Consider the following 21,588-nt stretch of genomic DNA (forward strand, 5'->3'; position numbering starts at 1 on the left):
TCTTCAAACGGCTAGCTTCGCGCCTTCAGCGCGGTTGCAAGATCAACCTGATCCAGACGCCGCCGCACCAGCAAAACCGCCGCCAGCGCGGCCAGAAACACCGCCAGCGCAGCCAGGGCAAACGTCCGGCGCGTAATATGAAACGGGATCTGGAACATGTCCGTCGACATTGCCGCGACCAGCCCCACGGCCAGCCAATACCCAAGCGCCCAACCCAGCGGAATGGCCAGCGCCGTCAGCAACATCATTTCGCCGACCAGCACATAGCCAACCTCTGCGCGGCTGAACCCCAGCACGCGCAGGCTGGCCAGTTCATAGCTGCGTTCAGACAACTGGATACGCGCGGCATTATAGACAACCCCCACCGCAATCAGCACCCCAATCAGCGTGTATATCCCCACCATTGTCAGCAGGTTTTCACTTAGCGTTGCGTCAAACTGGCGGCGCACCTCTGCCCAGTCCAGCAGCCCTGCAACGGCTGGTGTTTGCTTGATTGCCGCATTCAACGCATCCATACTGTCGGACTGGACGGACAAATGGATCATGTTGACTGCGGGCGCGCTGTCCATCGCCGCAAACAGCGTTGCTGCGGCCACATGAACCTCTTGACCCATACCCTGCGGGATGATTTCGGCAACAGGCATTTGAAGCACCGTGCGCGGTGGGGCCAGAAGTTCCAGCCGCAGGGACTGGCCCGCCTGAATACCCAGCGCGTTCGCCAGCATTTCGGGCAGGACCACACCGGCGTCACCGGGCGCCACCACGCGCCCCGCATCATCGACCAGACGCGCAAGTTCGGCATCCGGAAAATGGGCCTGCAACGCTGTAAGCCGGTTTCGGTGGCCATTTACCGCGCGGACAGGCAGCGCATAAACCCCTTCGGCCCGCAAAACCCCCGGAAGTGTCATTGCATCCTGAAGCGCGGTGACGGGCTGGTCGCTGGCCATCATCAATGTGACATGCTGGCGGTTCGCTTGTTGGAACACACTGTCCGCCAGCCGCTCGACCGCGTCGAACATGAAGTAACTCATCACCAGCACCCCGACCGAAGCCGCGACCCCAAACAATGTGATAGCGGCCCGCCCCGGCCAGCGCATGATCGAGCGGAAGATCATCATGGTCGTCTGGCGCAGTGACAGGCGCATCAATACCCTGTCGGCCCACCCCCTTGAGTAGTTGGGCGGCGCGGGGGGCTGCATCGCCACGGCGGGGGCCAGTTTCAACGAAGACCACACGGCACGCAGCCCCCCGAATACCACTGTCGCCATGCCAAGGGCCGCAGACACAACCAGCGCCTGCGTCCCCCAGTCGCGTATGACAAACGGAAAGCGGAAGAAATCACCGTAAAGGCCGATCATCGCATTGGCGATCCACCAGCCGAGCGCCCAGCCTGCCAGAACCCCGACCACACCGATCAGGGCCGCAATCTTCAGATAGTGTCCCGCGATTTCGACACGCCCATACCCCAGCGCCTTCATCAGACCGATCTGCGCGCGTTCCATCGCGATCAACCGCCCCAGAACCATATTCACCAAAAACGCCGCAACAATCAGAAAGATTGGCGGCATGAAGGTCGCCATTGCCCCAAGCTGCTGCAACTCTCCGTCCAGAAACGCATGCGAGACCTGCCGGTCGCGCCCATACGCCCCCGTGCCGCCATAGGGGTCCAGCATCCGGTCAAGGGCAGCGATAACCGCCCGCTCGTCACCCTCTCGGGTAAGGCGCACGGCAAGTTCATTCACGGCCCCCGCCATATCCATGGCCGCAGCGGCGGCGGCGTCATTCATCCAGATCAACGCAAAGCGCCTGTCATCGGGCATCATCGCGCCGGGGGGCATGGTATAGATGAATTCGGGGCTAAGCACCCAACCTGTTACCGTCAGGTCGCGCAACTGGCCGTTAAGGACTGCCCTGAACCTGCTGCCGGGTGTCAGCGCGTGGATTTCGGCAAAGGGTTCTGCAAGCGCCACCTCGTCGGGGCGGTCAGGATCAGGCAGGCGGCCAATGCGCACCAAAGGCAGATTCAACGCGGCCCCCGCTTCTGGCAGCGACAGGATGCGACCCGTCGCGGGCTCTGCCATGCCGTCAATATCCAGCACCGCCTGAAAACTGATGCGCCCCTCGGCCTGCGCAACGCCGGGGATCAGGGCCGCGGCCTGCACCACCTCCTTGGGGGCGCGCGTGGCACCGGCGAAAATGTCGGCGAAGCGGTGCCGCTCGTAATACGCAGCCTGCGTCTGGACCAGCGTGGCCTGCGTGGCTTGCGCCCCGACCAGCACCATAACACCACAGCCAAGAACCAGCGCAATGGCCAGCGCCTGTGCCCAGATCCTGCGCAGATCACGCAGCATCTTGACGTTCAGCACCCTCACCAGCTGACCTGCGCGGGCAAGGCGCGTTCTGCGTTCACCTCGTTGCGGGTAATGCGCCCGTCTGCCAGCACAACCACACGATGGGCAATGCGCTGGATAGCAGCGTTATGCGTAATCAGCACGGTTGCAGTGCCCAACTCGCGGTTCACGTCATACAGCGCTTGCAGAACCTGAATACCCGTTTTGCTGTCCAGCGCGCCAGTCGGTTCGTCGCACAACAAAACATCCGGCCGTTTGGCAATAGCGCGCGCAATGGCCACGCGCTGCTGCTCTCCTCCGGACATCTCGGACGGGAAATGATCCAGCCTGTGGGCAAGGCCAACGCGGTCCAGTGCTTCTTCCGGTGTCATGGGGTCGCGGGCAATTTCGGTCACCAATGCGACGTTTTCGCGCGCGGTCAGGCTGGGCACCAGATTGTAGAACTGAAAGACAAAACCGACATGGTCGCGCCGGAATGCGGTCAAATGCCGGTCACTGGCCTGCGTCAATTCCTGATCGCGGAAAAACACCCGCCCGCCGGACGGCAGGTCAAGCCCGCCCAGAATGTTCACCAATGTCGACTTGCCCGAACCGGAGGCCCCAAGCAGAACCACCATCTCGCCCTCGGCAAGGTCAAGGTCCACCCCGCGCAACGCCCAGACATCAACAGCACCGGTCCGGTAGACCCGTGTCACGCCTTCCGCACGAAAGACCGGTGAAATATGTGTATCGCGCGCCATAATGACGCAATTTATCATAGACGCGTGGCAACGTCTTGATCTGCATCAAGCCACGGGGTGCCCCCGACGCCGAACCGGAAGGGTCGCGTCTATAGCAACCTGCCCGGCAACCACAGCACAAGCTGCGGAAACAGAAACACCATAAGCACCGCCAGCATCTGCAACAGCACGAAGGGAATGACGCCCTTGTAAATGTCAACAATGGTTACGCCGGGCGGGGCAACACCGCGCAGATAGAACAGCGAAAAGCCGACAGGCGGTGTCAGGAACGATGTTTGCAACACCACGGCGAACAGCACAATGAACCATATCTGATCAAACCCCAGCAACACCACAACCGGGGCGACAAGTGGCAGCATGATCAACGAAATTTCCAGCCAGTCCAGAAAGAAACCTGCAAGGAACGCAATGAACAGGATTGTCAGAACAATTCCCGAAGGGCCGAATGGCAGCGAATTCAGGGATTGCGTAATGAACTCGTCCCCGCCCAGTTGACGCATGACGACGGCAAACATGGTGGCACCCAGAAAGATGCCGAATATGAAGGCGGTGGTCAGGGTGGTTTTGGCCCCCACATCCTTCAGCACGGCCCAGGACAGCCGCCCGTTTGCTGCCGCCAGCAAGGTTGCGCCAAACGCACCCACGCCCGATGCCTCGGTCGGGGTTGCAATGCCGAAGAAAATGGACCCAAGCACTGCAAAGATCAGCAATAACGGGGGAAGGACCGCCAGCAGGGTGTTCACGATCAACCGGCCAGATACGGGTGGCAAGTCCTTGGGTGCAGGGGCCAGCGTTTTAAAGATCGTTGCGGCCCCCATGATATAGATGATGTAGAACACACCCAGCATAAGCCCCGGGATCAGCGCGCCCATGAACAGGTTGCCCACCGAAACCGACATCTGGTCTGCCATGATAATCAACATGATCGACGGTGGAATCAGAATGCCCAATGTGCCCGCAGAACACACCACGCCGGACGCAAACCCCTTGTTGTAACCCTGTTGCAGCATGATCGGCATGGACAACAGCGCCAGCAAAACCACAGACGCGCCCACAATGCCCGTGGACGCAGCCAGCAGGATGCCGATCAGCACCACCCCCAGCGCCAGCCCGCCCCGAAAACGCCCGAACAGCTGGACAAAGTTCGACATCAGTTTTTCGGTCACTCCGGACCGTTCCAGCATAAGGCCCATGAAGATGAACATAGGCAGGGCAACCAGAATCCAGTTGGACATCTGGCCCCAGATTCGCTGCACAAAAATGCCGAAGATGCGGAAATCCGTCAGGAAATAGGTGTCCCAGTTGAACCACTCGAACCCATAGATCGCGATAAAGCTGAAACCGATCGAGACACCGGCCAAAGCCCAGGCCACAGGGATTCCTGTAAAGATCAGCGCGATGAAGGATACCAGCATCGCAATGACGAGAATTTCGTTGATTTCCATCCCTGGTCCCTGTCGAGAAAGCCGCGTGGGGGCATGCGGTCAGGTTGTTATTGAATGCCCCGCGCACGCGGGAAATTGAAAAGAAACGCCGTCACGCGCAGCAACCGTGCAAAAGCCGCAAGCGCGATATAGGCAAAGGCCAGTACAATCACGCTTTTTATCATCCAGCGATTTGCCAGCCCGCCGGGTGCTGACGACCGCTCTCCGCGGTTAAAGGATGCTTCGGCGAAGGGGATGCCATAGGAAATAATGATCCAGCACATCGGCAGGATAATCCCGACTATCGCGACAACCTCTACCCAGGCGCGTGTTTTGGGACGAAAATTCGCAGCAAGCACATCAACGCGCACATGGGAATCGTGCATCAACGCGTAGCCTATGCCAAACATGAAGCCCACGGCATACATGTGCCACTGCACTTCTTCTATCCAGACATAGTTCAGGCCGAACGCATAGCGCATCGTTACATTGGCCACGATGATCAGCACCAACACGATCCAGATTGTGTTCAAAAGGTAGGAAAACAGTTCGAGCACTTTTTCGATGATATCGGAAAGCCAGGTGCGTGGAAAATCCAGCCCGTGGCTGCGTGCGCCCGCATCCTCGACCTTGTCCAGATCAAGACTGATTTCGGATTGTAGCTGGCTCATGCTGCTTATCCTTCGTGAAAGCAGGGAATAGGCATCGGCATGCCTTGCCCGTATGGGCAATCGCGCCCCTTCTCAGGGACGCGACGACCTTACCAATTTTGGCTGTTAATCGCCGATGCGGCTCTGCCAGTCGCGTGGCAGATAACCCTGCTCTTTCCACGGGCGCAGTTCGGCCTGGAAGTCCATCATCGAAGTGTACACTTTGCCAAACATCTCGTCCTGTTCGGACCAGCGGCCAAGAACCGTTTGCGCAGCGTCATAGAAGGCAGCAATCTGTTCGTCCGAATAGGTGCGAACATTGGTCCCGCGTTCTTCAAAGCTGGTGATCACAGCGCCTTGCAGCGCTTCTGCACGCGCGATGGCATAGGCATTGCCCGCCATGCAGGTGGTTTCGATCATGGCACGCGTCTGGTCTTCCAGCCCGTTCCAAACATCCAGATTCACATACAGAAACTGGTTGGTAGAAGGCTGGTGCCAACCGGGAAGATAAAGATATTCGGCAACCTGATAGAAGCCAAGCTGCTCATCCACTGTCGGCAGCGAGAATTCGTGTGATGCGCTTGATACCCGCACGCAGCGCCCGCGCTTGGGCGTTCTTGGTGGAGTCTCCCCTGATCCTTCGCCAATCCGCGACACCGGCGGAATTGCACTCGGCGGCTTGCGTTGGCCGTGAAGCAAGGCTATATTTCGTCTAACGACGATAGACGAAATGATTCTTATGCTGTCCGATCTGACCCTTGGCTACGACATAGATGATGAACGCCTTGCATTGCTGGCCAAGGCGCTGGCCCATCCCGCGCGACTAAGGATTCTAAGGCTCCTTGCGCGCACACCGGGCTGCATCGGGGGGGATATCGTGCAGGCGGTGGGGCTGGCGCAATCAACCGTGTCGGAGCATCTGCGCATCCTGAAGGCAGCAGGTGTCATCGAGGGGCAGATCGACCCGCCGCGTGTCTGCTACGCGCTGTCCCCCGGCGCGCTGGCCCCACTTCTGGCGCTGGTCGACGCGCTGGAGGCTGCTGCGACCGACCCTGCCTGCTGTATTACACCTGACAGTCGCTGAACCCTGCATATGCACCCTCCCACACAAAGCCCTCCGCATGTCCGTTTTTGAACGCTATCTCTCGCTCTGGGTTGCGGCCTGTATTCTGGTCGGAATCGTGCTGGCCAATCTGTCGCCCGGCCTGTTCGGCTGGCTGGCGGGACTGGAATATGCCTCGGTCAATCTGGTCGTTGCGGTCCTGATCTGGGCGATGGTCTATCCAATGATGGTGGCCGTGGATTTCGCGTCACTCCGGCAGGTGGGCGAGCGCCCGAAAGGGCTGGTCATCACCATTACGGTGAACTGGCTGATCAAACCCTTCACCATGGCAGCACTTGGGGTGTTGTTCTTCAACCATCTCTTTGCGGACCTCATCGACCCTTCGGATGCGGGGCAGTATATTGCCGGGCTGATCTTGCTGGGGGCGGCCCCCTGCACCGCGATGGTCTTTGTCTGGTCGCAACTAACCAAGGGCGATCCAAACTACACATTGGTGCAGGTTTCGCTGAATGACGTGATCATGGTCTTTGCATTCGCACCGATTGTGGCGCTGCTTTTGGGTGTCACAGACCTAAGCGTGCCATGGGAAACGCTTGTGCTGTCGGTGGTCCTCTATGTCGTGCTGCCGCTGGCGGCAGGTGCATGGACACGCGCGCGGTTAATGGCGCAAGGGGGCGAGGCTGCGGTCACGGCCTTCACCACCCGGATCAAGCCCGCCTCGATGCTGGGTCTGCTGCTGACGGTCGTGCTGCTGTTTGGGTTTCAGGGCAATGTGATTCTGGACAGTCCTTTTCTGATCCTTCTGCTGGCAACCCCGATCCTGATCCAGTCCTATGGAATGTTTGCGCTGGCCTATTTCTGGGCGTGGCGCTGGCGCGTGCCCCATAATGTCGCCGCCCCCTGCGCGCTGATCGGCACATCGAATTTCTTCGAACTGGCGGTGGCGGTTGCCATCGGACTGTTCGGCCTGAACTCCGGCGCCGCACTTGTCACCGTGGTCGGTGTGCTGGTCGAGGTGCCGGTGATGCTGTCGCTTGTGTGGTTCGCAAACCGCACGCGGCACAGGTTTCCCGGCTAAACGGCCCAATTTCAAGGAAAGCTACTGAACATGCACACAGATGCAGACAAAACGCCGAATATTCAGGAAGATTGCCTCGCGTCCATCGACCGCGCCCGATTGCTTCATCCTGAAACCAGCGCGCATCCGCCCCGCATTCTTATCCTCTACGGCTCGCTGCGCGCGCGGTCCTTCAGCCGCCTTGCCGCCGAGGAGGCCGGCCGCATCCTGACACGGCTCGGGGCAGAGGTGCGCTTCTTCAACCCTTCGGGTCTACCGCTGGTCGATCAGCCAGGTGCCGACATGGCCAAGGTGCAAGAGCTTTGGGACCTCGCGCAGTGGTCCGAAGGCATGGTATGGTCCAGCCCCGAACGCCACGGTGCCATGACAGGACTGATGAAGACACAGATCGACTGGATACCACTTTCGGCAGGCGCGGTCCGGCCCACACAGGGCAAAACGCTGGCGCTGATGCAGGTTTCCGGCGGTTCGCAAAGTTTCAACGCGCTCAATCAGATGCGCATCCTCGGACGGTGGATGCGGATGATCACCATCCCGAACCAATCCTCGATCCCCAAGGCGTTTCTGGAATTCGATGAGGCAGGGCGCATGACCCCCTCGGCCCTGTATGACCGCATCGTTGACGTCATGGAGGAACTGATGAAGTTCACCCTCCTGACCCGCGACAGGTCCACATATCTGGTCGATCGCTATTCTGAACGCAAGGAAACCGCCGCACAGCTTTCGGCAAGGGTCAATCAGCGCAGCCTATGATTCCGCAAAAGCCGCTGTTTCGCGTGGGCGAACAAACGCAACCGGAACGCCGCCACTTCCCGACCACCCTTTTTCCATCGGACGCCGCGCAGGCAGTTTTATGTGCCTGCCTGTAGCGGGCAGTCGCACCAGCCATCGGTCAAGGTCTTTGGCTTGACGACATTGCGTCGTCATTAAACTTTCACAGAACCGTTATCCGAATGTTACATCGACTGAATACTTGCCCGTCATGTTCAAATTCCAAGGGGGAAAAGACATGATTGCTCGACTTCTTTCGACCGCAGCCTTCGGACTCGCGCTTGCGGTTCCCGCAGGTGCATTCCAGCTTGATCCGCGCTTTTCCGATAATGACGGCGATCTGGTTGCCGATATCCCGACAGATGAAAGCGAATGGGTCGATCCGGCGGTTCTGGTTTTCGCCTATACGCCGGTTGAAGATCCGGCAGTGTATGAAGATGTCTGGGCCGAATTTCTGGATCACCTGTCCGAGGCCACTGGCAAGCCCATCCAGTTCTTTCCGGTACAGTCGAACGCAGCCCAGCTTGAGGCGATGCGCGCAGGACGCCTGCATGTCGCCGCTGTGAACACTGGCGGCAATCCTATCGCTGTGGCCTGTGCAGGGTTCCGCCCCTTCGCCATGATGGCGGCAGAAGATGGGTCGTTCGGGTATGAGATGGAGATCATCACCTATCCCGGATCGGGCATTGAGACACTGGAAGACCTTGACGGCCGCCAGCTTGCATTCACATCCGAGACGTCGAATTCCGGCTTCAAGGCCCCGCAAGCGTTGCTTGAATCCGAATTCGGTCTGGTAGTTGACGAAAACTATACCCCGGCCTTCTCGGGTGGGCATGACAACTCTATCCTTGGTGCGGCAAATCAGGATTATGACGCTGCTGCCATTGCGAATTCGGTCCTGACACGAATGGAAGCGCGCGGTGTTGTCAGCCGTGATGATCTGGTGACAATCTACAAATCCGACACATTCCCGACCTCGGGCTACGGCACGGTGTATAACCTTCACCCCGAGTTGCAGGAAAAGATTCAGGACGCTTTCTTCAGCTTTGAATGGGAAGGCACAGGGCTGGAACGTGAATTCGGCGCGCAGAACGAAAGCCAGTTCATTCCGATCACCTTTCAGGAAAACTGGTCGGTCATCCGCCAGATCGATGCAGCCATGGGCGTGACCTATACCTGCAACTGATCCCGCGGAACACAACGTCATGCGACGGGCAGATTTTCGTCTCTGCCTGTCGCAGTTTGCATTGAAAGGTGATGCGCATGCTCAGGATCGAAGGGCTGACAAAGACTTACAAGACAGGGGACAAAGCGCTGTCAGATGTGTCTTTCGAAGTGCCGCAGGGACAGGTCGTCGGGCTGATCGGTCCGTCAGGGGCAGGGAAGTCTACATTGATCCGCTGCATCAACCGGCTGGTAGAACCGACATCGGGGAATGTTCTGTTGAATGACATGAACCTGCCCATGATGCGCACGGCGGAACTGCGCCGCGCGCGGCGTCGCATTGGCATGATCTTTCAGGAATATGCGCTGGTAGAACGCTTGACTGTTATGGAAAACGTCCTGTCGGGCCGGTTGGGCTATGTCGGCTTCTGGCGCAGCTTCATGCGCCGCTATCCTGCCGCCGATATCGCAAATGCGTTTCGTCTGCTGGACCGCGTTGGCCTGCTGCAACATGCGGACAAACGCGCCGATGCGCTGTCGGGCGGGCAGCGGCAGCGGGTGGGAATTGCGCGCGCGCTGGCGCAGGACCCCGAATTGCTGCTGATCGACGAACCGACCGCCAGCCTTGACCCCAAAACCAGCCGCCAGATCATGCGGCTTATTGTCGAAATCTGCCGCGAACGCGGATTGCCTGCGATCATCAATATTCATGACGTTGTTCTGGCACAGCAATTCTCGGACCGGATCATCGGGTTGCAAGCCGGACGCATGGTGTTTGACGGCCCGCCCTCTGGCCTGACCGAGGGGGTGCTGACCCAGATTTATGGCGAAGAGGACTGGACCGCCATGCGCAACGGCGCGGCCGAGGATGCCGAGGCAGAGGCCGAAGAAAAGGCACAGGCTGAAAAGATGCTGAGGGCATTATGAGCGCCGCCTATCCAACAACATGGCGCAAACCGCCCCAGATGATCCGGTCGCGCGGATTGCGCATTGCGCTGGCCGTAGGCGCGGTCGTCTATCTGGTGCTGGCCATCGGCACGATCGAGGTGAACTGGGCGCGCGTGATCGCCGGGATGGAGCGCGCGCAGCGCTTTGTTGCGGGCTTTCTGCAACCCGATTTCACCACCCGCTGGCGCGACATTTCCAACGGGTTGATGGAAAGCCTGACCATGACATTCACCTCGACTGTGGTGGGAGTTGCGATTTCCATTCCCATCGGCGTGGGGGCTGCGCGCAATATTGCGCCGCGCGCGGTGTATCTGGTCTGCCGCAGTATTATCGCCATCAGCCGCGCGCTTCAGGAAATCATCGTTGCAATCTTCTTCGTTGCCCTGTTCGGATTTGGGGCGTTTGCAGGTTTTCTGACGCTGACCTTTGCCACCATTGGCTTCATCGGCAAACTGCTGGCCGAAGACATTGAGGATATTGACGAAGCACAGGCCGAAGCGGTCCGCGCGACGGGCGCAAGCTGGGTGCAACTGATCAATTACGCCATTCAGCCGCAGGTCATGCCACGCCTGATCGGGCTGTCATTGTACCGGCTGGATATCAATTTCCGCGAATCCGCTGTGATCGGGATCGTTGGTGCGGGCGGCATTGGCGCGGCGCTGAACACGTCGCTGTCGCGCTACGAGTATTCCAGCGCGGGCGCGATCCTGCTGATCATCATCGCCATCGTTATGGCGGCCGAATATTCTTCGGGCTATTTGCGAAAGTGGGTGAAATGAGCGTGGCATCTGTTGAAACGCCCGTATGGGCACATCGCACGCCCGCAAAGCGCCTGATGCTGTGGGGGGGATGGCTGGCCTGCGTGGCCCTGTTCGTCTGGTGTTGGGAACGTATGACGCAACGCACAATCTGGGCCTTCGTCTGGGATTCGCCCAATGCCGCCGCAGATATCGGCAGTCGTGCCTTCCCCCCGCGCTGGTCCTATATGGAACGGCTTTGGGCGCCGCTGTGGGATACAATCAATATCGCCACACTGGGCACGCTTCTGGGCATAGCAATGGCGGTTCCGCTGGCATTTCTTGCCGCCAGCAACACCACGCCCTCGCGTCTGGTCTTGCGCCCGTTATCGTTGTTCATCATCGTTGCCTCACGCTCGATCAATTCGCTGATCTGGGCGCTTTTGCTGGTCTCGATACTTGGTCCGGGTCTACTTGCGGGCATTCTGGCCATCGCGCTACGCTCCATCGGGTTCATCGGTAAGCTGCTTTATGAAGCGATCGAGGAAACAGATATTTCGCAGGTTGAGGCAATCACCGCGACCGGCGCGACACAGGGCCAGATCCTGACCTATGGAATCGTCCCGCAGGTGCTGCCGGCCTTCTATGGGATCAGCGTGTTTCGGTGGGATATCAATATCCGTGAAAGTGCAATTCTTGGGCTGGTCGGTGCAGGCGGCATCGGTGCGCAACTGAACTCCAGCCTGAACATGCTGGCCTGGCCTCAGGTCTCTTTGATCATTCTGGTGATACTCGGGACGGTCGTTGTCAGCGAATGGGTGTCTGCCAAGGTCCGCCACGCCATCATATGATGGCGTGGCCCGCATGCTGCCAATAAGCGGGAACGGGCTTGAGGTTCCCGAACATGCGAAACCATTGGATCAAGGCATGTCTCGTGAATGCGAATGAACGTGACATGCCCTAACTTCGGGCCAGTCTGATCGCGTCTGCCAGATCATCTGCGTTCAGTGCACCGGGGTAAATGACTGTTCCGATAATGAATGCGGGCGTGCCCGAAAACCCGAATGCCGCCGCTTGCCTGCCATTTCGCACCATCAGCCCGTCCAGCCGGTCGCGTTGCGCGCTGTAGCCCGCGCGCAAACTGTCCACCGACAAGCCCGCATCCGTCAGGGCAGTGTCGATGTCATGGTCACTTAACCGGCCCTGCGTTGCCATCAGGGCCGCATGCGCGCGGGCATAACTGCCACCTGCCAGCCCGCCAAGCGCAAGCTGCGCCGCGCGCGTGGAGGTGCCGCCGAAAATCGGCCAGTCCTTCATCAGCAGCCTGATATTTCCATCGCGTTCCACCGCGCGCATCAGGTCAGGGTGATTGCGTTTGCAGAACGGGCATTGATAATCGAAATATTCAACGATGCTCAGGTCACCATCGGGGTTGCCCAGCACCGGCTGGTCGGGGTCGAACAGCACATCTTCAACGCTTGGACCGCTTTGGGCCAGTGCGCGCGATACAAGTGTCTGCGATACAGCCAGCATACCAAGCCCTTGGGTGAAGAAACGTCTTGTCAGCATTGTCATTCCTTTGGTTCGTGTCAGCGTGTCAACTGCCGCCCAGCAGCATGTCCAGTGTCAGCCCGTCATCATCGGCCATGCGCTGCAAGGTTTGCGCTTCGGCCATCGGGATGGGGGCCGCAGTGCTGCGCGCGCGCATGGTGCCGGGGGGCTGTGTGCCCTGACCGGCCTGATCTTCGCGCAGCACGGTCACGCGGGTGCGCCCCTTTTCAACGCGGTCATACAGGTCGATGACATCTTGCTGGAACATGCGAATACACCCGGACGAGCTTGCCTCGCCAATGGACCACGGATAGGGCGTGCCGTGAATGCGGTACAGTGTGTCCTTGCCGCCGCGGTGCAGATACAGCGCCCGCGCACCAAGCGGGTTTTCCGTCCCGCCCTTCATGCCGCTGCGATGCGGTTCATAGGTTTCGGGATCTTCGCGCAGCATGTTCGGCGTGGGTGTCCAGCGCGGCCATTCCCGACCATAGGGAATAGTCGCATCGCCGGAAAAATCGCGCCCCGCCTCGCCCACGCCGACGGTGTAGCGCATGGCGCGATTGCCGGCCATGACCAGATACAAATACCGGTCCCACGGGTCCACAATAATGGTGCCGGGGCGTTCTTCTGTCCAGTAATCCACTTCCTGCCGGATCGTGTCCATGGACAGGTGGCGCGGGTCCACCGCATCGATCCAGACATCGCCATCCTGCATTCCGGCATACATTTGCAGCACCTCGGGCGGCAGCGGTTCGGGGGCGGGGGCGGCGTCGGGCGTTGATTGGTGTTGCGACGGGACGGGCGCGCACGCGCCAACCAGCCCGGCCAGAAACAGGCCGGACACCAGATGTGCAATTTTCATGTCTTACCTCAGTGCTTGCAGTTGGGACCGGAACGCGGCGCGGGATATCTCGCCCAGATGCACGCCTTCCATTTGGCCCGATGATGAAAAGAACAGGGTTGCGGGCAAACCGGGTGTGTCGAACAACGCCATTGCCGTGGCTTCAGGATCAAGTGCCACGCGGTCTGTGGACAGCCCTTCGTCGTGCAGATATGCGCGTATGGCCGGCCCGAATTCCCCTTGGTTCAGAAAAACAACGTCAACATCCGGCGTGTTTTCAGCCAGTTCCATCATCATGGGCAACTCGCGGCGACAGGGCGGACACCATGTCGCCCACAGATTGACGACCACCGGCCTGCCCTGTGATTGCCCAAGCGCGACATCCCGCCCGTCAAGGGCTGCGAATGTCACATCGGGCAAATCCAGACGTGGCGCGGGAAAGGCCATCAGGCTGCCTTGCCAGACCAGCGCTGCCGCCATCACAGCCCCCAGCAACACGCCCGCAGCGTGCCCCTGCCAGCGCAACGCCATCCAGCCAAGCCCTGCGGCCACCGCGCCAAAACCGGCCGCCGCACTGAACCCGCCCTGCCAGATGGCCAGCACCGACAACGGCGCTTGTGCGTATATGTCCAGATGCAGCGCCACATGGCCAAGCCTGCCGCCGACCAGCCCCAATACCAGCAGGCGCGTGGCCCATGCATCCAGCGTGGCAGGCGGCTGGCCAAAGCGCCGGATCAGGGCAACCAGTACCAGAAACGCAGTGATACCCGCGATAAATGCAAACCGGTCCACAGACAGGACAATCGGCCCAAGGGAAATGCCGGTCATGGGTGCACCTGCATGGCCGATGTCATGACAGGGGCCGCGCGGGTTTCGCCCACCAGACGGGTGCCGCCCGCCTCTTGCAGCATGTCATCCAGGAAAATCATCGTGGGCGGGCCAGCCGCGCCCAGTTCGTTCAACAGTGCCTGCGCGGCCGCATCGAAGGTGCTAAGGTCCAGTTTGATGCGTGTCAGCGGGTCGAGAGCGGCCACCACATCAGGGTCGGGCAGAACGCGCCGGTCAATGACGCGGCATGTTACGCACCAATCCGCCGTCAGGTAAATGACACTTGCGCCATCCGCCTGCGCCAGCGCCGACTCCAGTCCGCGCTTGTCACTGACCACCTGCCAGTCCAGCGCGGCACTTGTATCCGCATGGCCGGTCTGGAAGGGGCGCAGCGGGTCATCCGCCCCGCGCAATGCCCCCACAACCAGCACAAACGCAGGCAGCAAGGCCACGATGGCAACCGCGCGCATCCAGACACGGGCCTGCGGGCTTTGCACATCGCGCAGCAGCGCACGCCAGACGAACACGCTGAACGCCAAAAACAGAAACCCCCATCCGGCCACACCCCATGGGCCTGTGCCCATACGGTCGGCCAGCCACAGCGCAAGCCCCAGAAAGACGAACCCGAACCCCTGTTTCACGCGCACCATCCATGGACCCGAACGCGGCAGGTAGCCCGGCCCCAATGTGCCGAAAATGACCAGCGGCGTGCCCTTGCCCAACCCCAGCGCGAATAACGCGGCAGATCCCAGCATCATGTCGCCTGTCTGCGCGATATACAAAAGTGCGGCGGCCAGCGGGGCGGTCACACATGGCCCGACGACCAGCGCCGATGTGAAGCCCAGCCCCGCAGCCCCTGTCACGGTGCCGCGCCGCGCCCCGCCCGCCCCTTGCAGGCGCGCGGTCCAGCTTGCGGGCAGGCTGATGTCAAACATGCCGAACATGGACGCGGCCAGCACCACAAACAGGACAATAATCACCGACAACACCACCGGCGATTGCAGCAGTATTTGCAGGTTCTGCCCCGTCGCGGCCGCAGCAAGGCCCAAAGCCCCGAAGGCCAGCGCCATGGCCAGCACATAGGATGCCGACAGCGCAAAACCGCGTCTGCGTGTCATCGCGGCCCCGTCACGGGCCAGATACCCGCCCAGAATGGGCACCATCGGCAAAACACACGGGGTGAAGGCCAGCGCCAGCCCGAACCCGAAGAATGCCAGCAGCAAAACCGGCACGCCATACGCGCCCAGCCGGTCGATCAGCCCAGTATCACCCGCCAGTGTAAGCTGCGGGCCTGCGCCAATGGTCGCGGGGGCGGCGGATGCGGCGGCGTCAAGGCTGATCGTCCGGCTTTGCGGGGCATAGCAGATCCCGCCATCCTGACAGCCCTGCCATGTCACGACAAGTGTGCCTGCCACAGGGGGCAGATCAATGCTTATGTCATCGCGGTAGATATAGACTGTCCCGAAGGTAAGATCGTCGGTCAATTCGGCCTGCGGCAGGTCAAGGGCAACTGGGCCATCGGGCGCATCCACCTGCAACTTGTCCTGATACAGGTAATATCCGGGCGTCACCTGCCATGTCAGCGTCACCCGCCCGTCAGGGTCCGACTCATGATGCAAGACAAACGCCTGATCGGGTGGCAGCGGCGCATCGCCCGCGGGCGTTGACCACTGAACGCCCTGACCTGCGGCAAGGGTCGCAAGCATCATCAGCACGATGACTGACATGGCAAGGCGGGCAAGGCGCATAAACACGCAAGAGGGGGTAATTCTGATCATTTTGTCCTTTCACGCGTTCCAGCTTAAGACAGGCTTAAGGCTGCCGCCGCAGCACTGGCCAGTCCGGTAAAACCCCTATAGGCATCACATATGCGTATCCTGATTGTTGAAGATGATGAAACCCTTGCTGACGGTCTGGCCGCCGGATTGCTGCTGAACGGGTTTTCCACTGAAGTTACAACAACTTGCGCAGATGCCGATTTTGCATTCCAGCAAGGCGGGTTTGCCGCTGTGGTGCTGGATTTGATGTTACCGGACGAATCAGGGCTGGATTTACTGGCCCGATGGCGTAAGGCAGGCCATCACATACCAGTGATCCTGCTGACCGCGCTGGATGCAGTGGCCGACAGGATCGCGGGGCTGGATCGCGGGGCAGATGACTATCTGGGCAAACCGTTTGATCTGGATGAACTGGCCGCGCGGTTGCGTGCCATCGGACGCAGGGGCGAAGGACGCGCCGACCCGCTGGCACGCTATGGCGCGCTGTCGCTTGATCCTGCGCAACAAACGGCATGGTGGGGGGACCAACAGATTACCCTGTCGCGGCGCGAATATGCCCTGCTTGCCGCATTGATGGACCGGCCCGGCGCGATTGTCGCGCGCGCCACGCTGGAAGAACGGCTGTATGGCTGGCAGGATGGCGTCGAAAGCAACGCGTTGGAAGTGCATGTGCACAAGCTGCGCGCCAAACTGGGGCCGCAAGTTATTCGCACTGTGCGTGGTGTGGGCTATCAGTTGCAAAAGGGGACACCATGACTTCCCTAAGAATGCGCCTGTTTGCGCTGCTTCTGCTGGCCACAGGGCTGATCTGGCTGTCGGCAGTCGTCTGGTTGCAATATTCGACCAAGGCACAGATTGAACGTGTGCTGGATTCGAGGCTGGCCGAAGCAGGGCATATGGTGTCGTCATTGCTGTCGGATCAGGGGCTGGCGCATGCGGTCAGCCTTGACGCCGAAGGCAGCCTTAGCCTGCCGGATTTTCGTGTCATCGACGGGGGCATTGAACGCCAGTTGCATTGTCAGGTCTGGTCCATGCGCGGCACCTTGCTGGGGCAATCGGGCGGCGGCCCTGCACAACGGCTGGCACAATCCGAACCGGGGTTCAGCGCATCTGAAATGGATGGCGGCAAATGGCGCGTCTATACGGTCGTCAATGACGCGCTTGGCGTGGAAATTGTTGTCGGCGAAAGCTATGCCATGCGCGAAAATCTTGTCGCTGATGTGCGCGCCGGACTGATCTGGCCAATACTTGTGATTGCGCCGCTGCTGGCGGCGGCCATCTGGCTAAGTGCGGGCCGCGGGTTGCGCCCGTTGCAGGTATTCGCAACCGCGCTGACCGCGCGAAGTGATGACAACCTTGCCCCTGTTGCCGCAACCCCGTTGCCGCCGGAAATGCGCCCTGTGGGCACCGCGCTTGACGGGTTGCTGGCGCGGCTGGCGCAGGCCCGAAAACGAGAGCGCGATTTCATCGCCTATGCCGCACATGAACTGAAAACGCCCCTTGCTGGCATCAAGACCCAAGCGCAGGTCGCGCGATCGGCCCCGTCGGGTGTGGTTCAGGACAATGCGCTGGACAAACTGACCGGCGCTGTGGACAGAACCGGCCGGCTGGTGGGCCAGTTGCTTGATCTGGCCCGTGCCGAGGATGAGGGCGCCGTAAGCGCGGGGTCCGAACATCTGGACAATATCGCCCGCAGGGTCTGTGATGAGGTTCAGGAACTGGCACAGCGCAAGGGGGTGACATTGCACCTGACGGGCCGTGCCGGGGAAATTTGCGCTGATCCTGTTCAGTTGGGGGTCGCATTGCGCAATGTGCTGGAAAACGCGCTGCATGCCGCACCCGCAGGCAGTGTGGTGACTGTTCTGGTGTCCGATACCGGCGTGGAGGTGCGCGATCAGGGTGCAGGCATTTCACCCGCAGACCTGCCGTATGTGACACAGCGTTTTTTCACCGGCGCGGGCGCGCGCGAAAAGGGCAGCGGTCTGGGTCTTGCCATTGCGGCAGCGGCGCTGAACAAACTGGGCTGGACGCTGGAATTTCATCCGGCACACCCCAAAGGGCAGATCGTGCGGCTGCTGCGTTGCGAAACCAGCACAGGGCAGGACGGTCGCTGACTCAATAGGCCGTCTTCACGCACAATGCGGGCTTGCCCTGTTGCAGGGCAAGCCGCTTGGGTGCTTACATGAACCGGTTAACCAGATTTTCCAGCTTTTCCTGCTTGCCCGAACAGGGTTGCGGGTCAATGCCGCGGGCCAGAACGTCCGCCGTTATGCTGTCCAGATCGCTGGTCAACAACGCCTGCGCTTCGGGTTTGGCCCAGCCCGCGTAACGTGCGGCGCGTGCGGATTCCAGCCTGCCGTCTTCCAGCATTGCGGCAGCCGCCTTCAGCCCGCGTGCGCAGACATCCATTGCGCCTGCATGTGACAGGATCAGGTCTTCGGGGTCCAGTGATTGCCGGCGCAGTTTGGAATCGAAATTCGTGCCACCGGATGTGAACCCGCCCGCGCGCAGGATTTCGTAATAGGCCAGCGCGATTTCTGGCACGTTATTGGGGAACTGGTCCGTGTCCCAGCCGGATTGATAATCGTTGCGGTTCATGTCGATGGACCCGAAAATCCCAAGGCTGGACGCCAGCGCCAGCTCATGCTCGAAACTATGACCGGCCAGAATGGCGTGGCCCTGCTCGATATTGAGTTTAACCTCTTTTTCCAGCCCGAAACGCTTCAGGAAGCCATAGACTGTGGCCACATCATAATCATACTGGTGCTTGGTGGGTTCCTGCGGTTTCGGCTCGATCAGGATGGCCCCTTTGAAACCGATCTTGTGCTTGTAATCGACCACCATCGACAGGAAGCGGCCCATATGGTCCAGTTCCTTGCCAAGGTCGGTGTTCAGCAGGGTTTCATACCCTTCGCGCCCGCCCCAAAGCACATAGTTTTCGCCCCCCAGACGCTGCGTGGCATCCATGCAGGTTTTCACTGTCGCCGCAGAGAAGGCGAACACATCGGGGTCAGGGTTGGTTGCGGCGCCTGACATAAAACGACGATGGCTGAACAGATTTGCCGTCCCCCACAACAGTTTCGGCCCGCCCGCTTCCATCTTGGCGGCGAAGTAATCTGTCATTTCTTCCAGATTGCGCGTGGTTTGCGCGAAACTGTCGCCTTCGGGGCGCATATCCGCGTCATGGAAACAGTAATAGGGCGCATTCAGGATACGGAACATTTCAAACGCCACATCCGCCTTCAGCTTGGCGTTTTGCATGCTGTCGCCAAACCATGGCCGCAGGAATGTCTGCCCGCCAAACGGGTCGCCCCCCTGCCATGCGAAGCTGTGCCAATAGCAGATGGCAAAACGCAGATGGTCCTCCATCCGGCGGCCCAGCACGATTTCATCAGGGTTATAGTGGCGGAATGCGAAATCATTGTCGCTGTCCGGCCCCTGATAGGTGATTTGCGGGATACCTTTGAAAAAATCGGTCATGTCAGATCCTTTATTGCAGTTTGCGCCTTGCGGTAGCGGGCATAGCCGTCCTGAAAGGCCTGTGTTTTACCGGATACGGGGTCGAAACTGCGGGCAATGGGCGGCAACGGCATGGCCTCTGCGCCGGCCCCTGTGGCCGCCATCAACCCCAGCCGCGCGGCCCCGAGGGCGGCACCATAATCGCCCGCTTGCGGCACATGGATTGGCAGGTCCAGCGCGGTCGCAAGGGCTGAAAGCCAGTATTCGGACCGCGCCCCCCCGCCAGCAGCCAGCAGCGTGTCCAGCCGTGTGCCCGTCGCCGCAAGGGCCTGCTGGCAATCCACCAACGCGTAAACCACGCCCTCCATTACGGCGCGGGTCGCGGCCATGCGGTCGGTTGCGTGGTCCAGCCCGATGAATGCCCCGCGAATGCCCGCATCGTTCAACGGCGTACGCTCGCCGCCCAAATAGGGCAGAAACAACGCGCGACCGGGGGCCTGCAAGTCGCCCAGATCGGCCGTCAGGTCAGCGGCGCTTGCGCCTGCGATCCCTGCAAACCAGTTCAGCGCATCGGTCGCGGCCAGAATGACGCCCATCTGGTGCCATGTGTCCGGCAGCGCGTGGCAGAACGTATGCACAGCCGTTTCGGGCGCGGGCGCATAGCCATCGGTGGCCGCAAACAACACACCCGACGTGCCAAGGCTGACAAAACCCTGCCCGCCCCGTGCAATGCCCAGCCCGATGGCGGTCGCGGCATTGTCGCCTGCGCCACCTGCCACCGGAATACCCGCGCGCAGCCCGAATTCCTGCCCAAGCTGGGACCGCAACCCGCCTGATGGCGCGGACCCTTCGACAAGTGCAGGCATATGGTCGCGCGTCAGGCCGGTTGCGGCAAGCAAATCTTCGGACCAGTCGCGCGCCCCCACATCCAGCCAGCTGGTGCCCGCCGCATCCGACATTTCGGCGACATGCGCGCCTGTCAACCACAAGCGCAGATAGTCTTTTGGCAACAAAACCTTGGCCACTTGCGCAAACAGGTCGGGTTCTTCCTCGGCCATCCAGACAAGTTTGGGGGCAGTAAAACCCGGAAAGACGATATTGCCGCTGATCGCGCGGAATTGCGGGTCGGCATCCAGCTGCGCGGCCTGCGCATGGGCGCGGGTGTCGTTCCACAATATGCACGGGCGCAACACCTTGTCGGCGCGGTCCAGCACAGTTGCACCATGCATGTGCCCCGACAGGCCAATGCCCCCAACCGCGCCCAGATCCACCTTGGCCGACAAGGCGCGCAAGACTGTTCCCGCCGCCGCGATCCAGTCTGCGGGGTCTTGCTCGGACCAGCCGGGGGCGGGGCGCGCGACGCTTAAGGGCGCCGTGGCTTCGGCCAGCACCGCGCCGCCGTCATCTATGACCAGCCCTTTCAGACTGGAGGTGCCAAGATCAAGTCCCAGATACATCACGCCGCCTTTTCTGCCTTCTTGCCCATGATAATCATCGACAGGATGTCATCCTCGGTCACATCCTCGACCCGTTCGGTCCCGATAAGCTGGCCGTTCTTCATGACGCTGACGCGGTCGCACAGGTCCATCATTTCGCGGGTGTCATGGCTGATCAGGAAAATACCAAGGCCCTGGGCCTTCAACTCCATGATCAGGTCGGCCACCATCTTGGTTTCATGCACCCCCAGCGCGGCAGTGGGTTCGTCCATGATCAGGATACGGGCATTGAAATAGACCGCGCGCGCAATCGCCACAGACTGGCGCTGCCCCCCTGACAGGGCGCTGACGGGTTCCGCGATTTTCTTGAAATTCGGGTTCAGCCGCGCCATGATCTTGGTGGTTTCGGCCTCCATGCGGCTGTCATCCAGAAACCCGAACATGGTGCGCAATTCGCGCCCCAGAAACAGGTTTGCGGGCGCAGGCAGGTTGTCGGCCAGCGCAAGCGTCTGGTGAATGGTTTCGATATTATAGGCGCGCGCATCGCGGGGGCTGTTGATCGTGGCGCGTTCGCCATCGATCCAGATTTCCCCGCTATCGGCCTTATAGGCCCCCGACAGGATCTTGATCAGCGTGGATTTGCCTGCGCCGTTATGGCCCAGCAGCCCCACAACCTCGCCGGGGTAAAGGTCGATTGATACATTATCGACCGCCTGAACCCCGCCAAATGCGATCGAGATATTCCGAATATCTACAAGTGGCGTCATGG

General features: G+C 60.4%; 21 protein-coding genes. 9 read left to right on the forward strand and 12 right to left on the reverse strand.

The annotated features are described in order from the left end of the window. Nucleotides 1–11: 11 nt before the first annotated feature. The 5 genes from ACTIE1_RS03800 to ACTIE1_RS03820 all read right to left on the reverse strand — a co-directional run bounded on the left by ACTIE1_RS03800 (nt 12) and on the right by ACTIE1_RS03820 (nt 5,759). Entirely contained in the window at nt 12–2,372 is a 2,361-nt protein-coding gene (locus ACTIE1_RS03800; RefSeq protein ID WP_439561757.1) for an ABC transporter permease, read from the reverse strand. After that, nucleotides 2,369–3,091, reverse strand: a complete 723-nt coding sequence (locus ACTIE1_RS03805; protein ID WP_439561758.1) for an ABC transporter ATP-binding protein — start codon at nt 3,089–3,091, stop codon at nt 2,369–2,371. The genes ACTIE1_RS03800 and ACTIE1_RS03805 overlap by 4 nt, the downstream gene beginning before the upstream one ends. Nucleotides 3,092–3,180: 89 nt before the next feature. Then, a complete protein-coding gene (locus ACTIE1_RS03810) occupies nt 3,181–4,536 on the reverse strand; it encodes a TRAP transporter large permease (protein WP_439561759.1) in 1,356 nt (451 codons plus the stop codon). A 47-nt stretch (nt 4,537–4,583) separates the two neighbouring features. Next, the gene (locus ACTIE1_RS03815; RefSeq protein ID WP_439561760.1) at nt 4,584–5,186 is read right to left on the reverse strand and encodes a TRAP transporter small permease subunit; all 603 of its coding nucleotides are present in this window, start codon (nt 5,184–5,186) and stop codon (nt 4,584–4,586) included. A 105-nt stretch (nt 5,187–5,291) separates the two neighbouring features. Further along, complete coding sequence (locus ACTIE1_RS03820) at nt 5,292–5,759, reverse strand: hypothetical protein (protein WP_439561761.1); 468 nt, start codon at nt 5,757–5,759, stop codon at nt 5,292–5,294. A 145-nt stretch (nt 5,760–5,904) separates the two neighbouring features. On the opposite strand from ACTIE1_RS03820, the gene ACTIE1_RS03825 reads away from it, so the two are divergent. The 7 genes from ACTIE1_RS03825 to phnE (ACTIE1_RS03855) all read left to right on the forward strand — a co-directional run bounded on the left by ACTIE1_RS03825 (nt 5,905) and on the right by phnE (ACTIE1_RS03855) (nt 11,777). After that, complete coding sequence (locus tag ACTIE1_RS03825; RefSeq protein ID WP_439561762.1) at nt 5,905–6,249, forward strand: ArsR/SmtB family transcription factor; 345 nt, start codon at nt 5,905–5,907, stop codon at nt 6,247–6,249. Nucleotides 6,250–6,286: 37 nt separating this feature from the next. Next, a complete protein-coding gene (gene arsB, locus ACTIE1_RS03830) occupies nt 6,287–7,306 on the forward strand; it encodes an ACR3 family arsenite efflux transporter (RefSeq protein WP_439561763.1) in 1,020 nt (339 codons plus the stop codon). A gap of 30 nt (nt 7,307–7,336) precedes the next feature. After that, nucleotides 7,337–8,059, forward strand: a complete 723-nt coding sequence (gene arsH / locus ACTIE1_RS03835) for an arsenical resistance protein ArsH (RefSeq protein ID WP_439561764.1) — start codon at nt 7,337–7,339, stop codon at nt 8,057–8,059. 256 nt (nt 8,060–8,315) lie between these two features. Beyond that, nucleotides 8,316–9,263 (forward strand): phosphate/phosphite/phosphonate ABC transporter substrate-binding protein, encoded by a 948-nt coding sequence (gene phnD, locus ACTIE1_RS03840; protein ID WP_439561765.1) that lies wholly within the window; start codon nt 8,316–8,318, stop codon nt 9,261–9,263. A 77-nt stretch (nt 9,264–9,340) separates the two neighbouring features. After that, a complete protein-coding gene (phnC, locus tag ACTIE1_RS03845) occupies nt 9,341–10,168 on the forward strand; it encodes a phosphonate ABC transporter ATP-binding protein (RefSeq protein WP_439561766.1) in 828 nt (275 codons plus the stop codon). After that, entirely contained in the window at nt 10,165–10,968 is an 804-nt protein-coding gene (phnE, locus tag ACTIE1_RS03850) for a phosphonate ABC transporter, permease protein PhnE (RefSeq protein ID WP_439561767.1), read from the forward strand. The genes phnC and phnE (ACTIE1_RS03850) overlap by 4 nt, the downstream gene beginning before the upstream one ends. Continuing rightward, nucleotides 10,965–11,777: a phosphonate ABC transporter, permease protein PhnE gene (phnE, locus tag ACTIE1_RS03855; RefSeq protein ID WP_439561768.1), complete on the forward strand. Its 813-nt coding sequence runs from the start codon at nt 10,965–10,967 to the stop codon at nt 11,775–11,777. The genes phnE (ACTIE1_RS03850) and phnE (ACTIE1_RS03855) overlap by 4 nt, the downstream gene beginning before the upstream one ends. A gap of 109 nt (nt 11,778–11,886) precedes the next feature. On the opposite strand, the gene ACTIE1_RS03860 is transcribed toward phnE (ACTIE1_RS03855), so the two are convergent. From ACTIE1_RS03860 to dsbD, 4 genes are read right to left on the reverse strand one after another with little or no spacing between them, the layout of a single operon-like run. Then, entirely contained in the window at nt 11,887–12,495 is a 609-nt protein-coding gene (locus tag ACTIE1_RS03860; protein ID WP_439561769.1) for a DsbA family protein, read from the reverse strand. A gap of 28 nt (nt 12,496–12,523) precedes the next feature. After that, a complete protein-coding gene (locus ACTIE1_RS03865) occupies nt 12,524–13,339 on the reverse strand; it encodes a L,D-transpeptidase (protein ID WP_439561770.1) in 816 nt (271 codons plus the stop codon). A 3-nt stretch (nt 13,340–13,342) separates the two neighbouring features. Then, nucleotides 13,343–14,146 carry a prolipoprotein diacylglyceryl transferase family protein gene (locus ACTIE1_RS03870; protein WP_439561771.1) on the reverse strand — a complete coding sequence of 268 codons (804 nt, stop codon included), beginning with the start codon at nt 14,144–14,146 and terminating at the stop codon, nt 13,343–13,345. Beyond that, nucleotides 14,143–15,924 carry a protein-disulfide reductase DsbD gene (gene dsbD, locus ACTIE1_RS03875; protein WP_439561772.1) on the reverse strand — a complete coding sequence of 594 codons (1,782 nt, stop codon included), beginning with the start codon at nt 15,922–15,924 and terminating at the stop codon, nt 14,143–14,145. Before dsbD ends, ACTIE1_RS03870 begins: the two co-directional genes overlap by 4 nt. A 90-nt stretch (nt 15,925–16,014) precedes the next feature. On the opposite strand from dsbD, the gene ACTIE1_RS03880 reads away from it, so the two are divergent. Both ACTIE1_RS03880 and ACTIE1_RS03885 read left to right on the forward strand, forming a co-directional pair. Further along, nucleotides 16,015–16,680 (forward strand): winged helix-turn-helix domain-containing protein, encoded by a 666-nt coding sequence (locus ACTIE1_RS03880; protein WP_439561773.1) that lies wholly within the window; start codon nt 16,015–16,017, stop codon nt 16,678–16,680. Then, the gene (locus tag ACTIE1_RS03885; RefSeq protein ID WP_439561774.1) at nt 16,677–18,038 is read left to right on the forward strand and encodes an ATP-binding protein; all 1,362 of its coding nucleotides are present in this window, start codon (nt 16,677–16,679) and stop codon (nt 18,036–18,038) included. The genes ACTIE1_RS03880 and ACTIE1_RS03885 overlap by 4 nt, the downstream gene beginning before the upstream one ends. A gap of 64 nt (nt 18,039–18,102) precedes the next feature. Here the strand turns inward: ACTIE1_RS03885 and xylA are convergent, their stop codons facing one another. From xylA to ACTIE1_RS03900, 3 genes are read right to left on the reverse strand one after another with little or no spacing between them, the layout of a single operon-like run. Beyond that, the gene (gene xylA, locus ACTIE1_RS03890; RefSeq protein ID WP_439561775.1) at nt 18,103–19,404 is read right to left on the reverse strand and encodes a xylose isomerase; all 1,302 of its coding nucleotides are present in this window, start codon (nt 19,402–19,404) and stop codon (nt 18,103–18,105) included. After that, nucleotides 19,401–20,840, reverse strand: coding sequence for a xylulokinase (gene xylB, locus ACTIE1_RS03895; protein WP_439561776.1), 1,440 nt, complete (start codon nt 20,838–20,840; stop codon nt 19,401–19,403). The genes xylA and xylB overlap by 4 nt, the downstream gene beginning before the upstream one ends. Continuing rightward, a complete protein-coding gene (locus ACTIE1_RS03900) occupies nt 20,840–21,586 on the reverse strand; it encodes an ATP-binding cassette domain-containing protein (RefSeq protein WP_439561777.1) in 747 nt (248 codons plus the stop codon). Before ACTIE1_RS03900 ends, xylB begins: the two co-directional genes overlap by 1 nt. Nucleotides 21,587–21,588: the final 2 nt, after the last annotated feature.

This window comes from Roseinatronobacter sp. (genome assembly GCF_051859525.1).
In the GTDB taxonomy this organism is placed as follows: Bacteria; Pseudomonadota; Alphaproteobacteria; order Rhodobacterales; family Rhodobacteraceae; genus Roseinatronobacter.